Source organism: Caballeronia sp. (assembly GCF_049581465.1).
In the GTDB taxonomy this organism is placed as follows: Bacteria; Pseudomonadota; Gammaproteobacteria; order Burkholderiales; family Burkholderiaceae; genus Caballeronia.
In genome coordinates, this window is record NZ_JBAUSA010000581.1 from 1 (window position 1) to 3,339 (window position 3,339).

At 61.1% G+C, this 3,339-nt stretch carries 3 protein-coding genes; all 3 read right to left on the bottom strand.

The window, feature by feature from the left end:
* Positions 1-184: 184 nt before the first annotated feature.
* Positions 185-1,156 (bottom strand): ribokinase, encoded by a 972-nt coding sequence (rbsK, locus tag WCA53_RS14275; RefSeq protein WP_423911308.1) that lies wholly within the window; start codon positions 1,154-1,156, stop codon positions 185-187.
* 33 nt (positions 1,157-1,189) lie between these two features.
* Complete coding sequence (locus WCA53_RS14280; RefSeq protein ID WP_423911310.1) at positions 1,190-2,245, bottom strand: LacI family DNA-binding transcriptional regulator; 1,056 nt, start codon at positions 2,243-2,245, stop codon at positions 1,190-1,192.
* A 370-nt stretch (positions 2,246-2,615) separates the two neighbouring features.
* Positions 2,616-3,339 (bottom strand): ABC transporter permease (locus tag WCA53_RS14285; RefSeq protein ID WP_423911313.1); only part of this gene is annotated, 724 nt, incomplete at its 5' end.

Sequence of the window (3,339 nt, forward strand, 5' to 3'; positions counted from 1 at the left end):
CGTCCGGCGCCGGTGATGACCGTCAGACGTGCGTGCTTGCTCTCTTTTACGGCGCGCGGATGGCGCACTTGAGGAAAAAAATTTTCGATCGCCGGAAAGAACGGCGGCTTTCCCCACTGTTTCAGGCAACGGAGAAAATGTTTATGCCGCTATTTTATTAAGCGCACGATTAACAGAGACGAGCTCAAGCCGAAGCAACTTCGCGCCGATGCGGAATAGAAGGTTGCGCCCCTTCGCGCGTAACGGCGATCGCCGCTGCGCGCTGGCCAAATGCTATGGCATCGGCTACTGTCTCGCCCCGTGCCAATTCAGCCGCGAATCCACCGATAAACGTGTCACCCGCGGCAGTCGTATCAATGGCTTTCACGGCCGGCGCGCTGAAATGCCGGCCTTCCTCGCCGTCCAGTAACGCGAAAACGCCTTGTGAACCTAATGTCACGATCACGTTGCGCGCCCCGCGCCCACGCAATACGCCGGCGGCGTGCCGTGCGTCGTCGGGTGTCGTTATTTCGACGCCCGAAAGCGTGGCTGCTTCCAGTTCGTTGGGGATCAGGTAGTCGATGAGATCGAACCAGTCGGCGGGCAGCTCGGACGCGGCCGGCGCTGGATTCAACACGGTGATCTTGCCCAGGCGCCTTGCGCTTTCAAGCGCCGCGCGCACCGTGTCGGGTGGGGTTTCGAGCTGGCACACGACAATATCGGCGGCGGCGAGCAAGGCTTCATGTGCGGCGATCGTCGCCGGCGTGACCTCGGCATTACTGCCGGCCACGATCACGATGGCGTTCTGGCTCGCATCGTCGACGATGATCATTGCCACGCCAGTCGGTCTCGACCGGCTTGTGCCCACGCCGCTGCAATCGATGTTTTCGGCTGCGAGCCCTTGTCGTAGTGCCTCGCCGTTGCCGTCCTGACCGATGCAACCGATCATCGACACGTTAGCGCCGAGGCGAGCGGCTGCCACCGCCTGATTGCCGCCCTTGCCTCCGGGAACCTGCTGGAACGTCTGTCCGGCGAGCGTTTCACCCGGTTTCGGCAAGCGCGCCGCACGCACGACCAGGTCCATGTTCAAGCTGCCGACCACGGCCACGCGGCCCGGCTCGCCATGGGTTCCACCAGCCTTCTTGCTATCCGTTTTGCTAACGTTACTGGCGTTCATCGGTACGTCGTCTCCGTTGGCTTGATCGCCGTATTATGCTTTCTCCGTGTGGTTCTGCGTCACACGGCGCGGTTCGTGATGCGCGGGTTGTGGCGCGACCGCGGTCGATTCACGCAAGATCATGCGCGGCGTCACCACGCGACGCCGCGTGGTCGCCGGCACCTTCCCCGCGATCCGGTCGACCAGCGTCTGCGCCGCCAGTTCGCCGAGTTCGCGCACCGATTGACCGACCGTCGACAAGGCCGGATAGGTGTATCGGCTGAGTTCGATGTCATCGAAACCAATGATCGAGCAATCGCGCGGCACGTTGATGCCCCGCTCCGCTGCCGCCCGCAATGCGCCGACGCCCATCATGTCGTTGCACGCGAAAATGCCGGTGGGCTTGAGGGTATCGAAAAGCGTGGAGGCAGCTTCATAGCCACCCGTCGCTGAAAATGAGCTTTGCTGGATGGCGCCCGACTCGATCTCGATACCGCGCTCCGCCATCGCGCGGATAAAGCCGTGTACACGCATCGCGCTGACGGCGGTCGCGATCGGGCCGGTAATGCAGCCCACACGCGAATGGCCCAGTTGCAACAGGTGACGCGTGGCGAGGTAGCCGCCCTTTTCGTGGTCGATCTGCACCAGGTCCGCGGATACCCCTTCGATATTGCGGTCCAGGATCACAATCGGCTCGCGTGCGCCAGCCAGGCTTTGCGCCAGCACGGAATCTTCTCCGGCCGACGCGATCACCAATCCGTCAATGCGCTTTTCCTGCAGCACCCGTAGATAGCTGCGCTGCTTGGCGGGATCGTCGTCGGAATTGCAAAAGAACATGCAGTAACCGTTCTTCGCGCAGCCGTCTTCCACCCCTCGCGCCAGTTCGGCGAAGTAGGGATTTGTTGCGTTCGGCACCAGCAAGCCGATCGTGAGTGTGTTGCGCGCCTTGAGCGAACGCGCGACCGCCGAGGGCACGTAATCCAGTTCCCGGATCGCGCGTTCGACCTTCACCCGCACTTCAGCCGACACCGGCCGTGAGTTGTTCACCACGTGAGACACCGTGGTGAACGACACGCCCGCGATGGCTGCCACGTCTTTGATCGTCGCCATACTTGGTCCTTCTCTAACTTGATGCGTCTTATTACTTCTAGCGATGTTCGGCGCCCGGAGCACGTCGTGACGTGCACTCGTTCAAATCCTGCATCGAGTCCCGGTTGCCTGCTCTTTGTGCCCTTCAAAAATCTGCATGCGGCCTTTTTAGGCCATCTGCCGGCATGTTTCCTAGCGCCGGATTGTGTGGTTTCCGCTCTTTGTTACTCGCTATGTTGTTTGCGCCGCGCTCTTTTGGCCGCGATCGTTTGCTTCAACACATTCCGTGACGCGGCTTATAAGCTGCTTTTGTGTCACGTTACTGCGCCACGGTACGTTGATCTGTCGCGTGACGCTTTTCTCCTCGCCCAACCCCGAAAACCTGTTCGCTTCATGTGCGCCGGCGACGGCTCCGATACGTATCCAGCACCACCGCCACCACGATCACCGCACCCGTAATAATGCGCTTGGTGGGTTCGTTGGCCCCGATTTGCGCCAGTCCAGCCGCCAGCACGGAGATGATCAACACCCCAAAAAACGTACTAATAACCGATCCGCGCCCACCCATCAAACTTGTTCCGCCAATCACCACCGCTGCGATCACCTGCAATTCGAGTCCGGAACCCGCGTTCGGGTCCGCCGCTTCGAGCCGGGAAATCTGGAACAGCGCCGCCAGGCCGGACAACAAACCCATCAATGCGAACACCGTGATCTTGTACGGTTTCGGGTTCACGCCCGCCAGCCGGACCGCTTCCTCGTTCGTTCCGATGCCGACGAGATAACGACCGAAGACCGTTCTGGTCAAAACAAATTGCGCCACAATCATCACAATAACGGCAATAACGAACGATGGCGAAATCCCAAAAGCGATCGGATTGGAAAGGAAGTCGAAAGCATCGCCAATATACGCCGTCCGCGAGTTCGTCATTTGGTACGCGAGCCCGCGCGCCGCTTCCAGCACGCCGAGCGAGACGATAAACGACGGAATCCGCCATGCCACCGTCACCGCGCCCGTCAATGCACCCGTCAACATCGCGGCAGCCATGCCGAGCAACGCGGCGGGCAACGCCGGCCAGTGCCACTGCAACGCCGCCACGCTAACCACCGACCCGCCC

Bases quoted from the DNA above. Each gene is read 5' to 3' on its own strand.
- WCA53_RS14280 (WP_423911310.1), bottom strand. From the start codon at position 2,245: ATGGCGACGATCAAAGACGTGGCAGCCATCGCGGGCGTGTCGTTCACC.
- rbsK (WP_423911308.1), bottom strand. From the start codon at position 1,156: ATGAACGCCAGTAACGTTAGCAAAACGGATAGCAAGAAGGCTGGTGGA.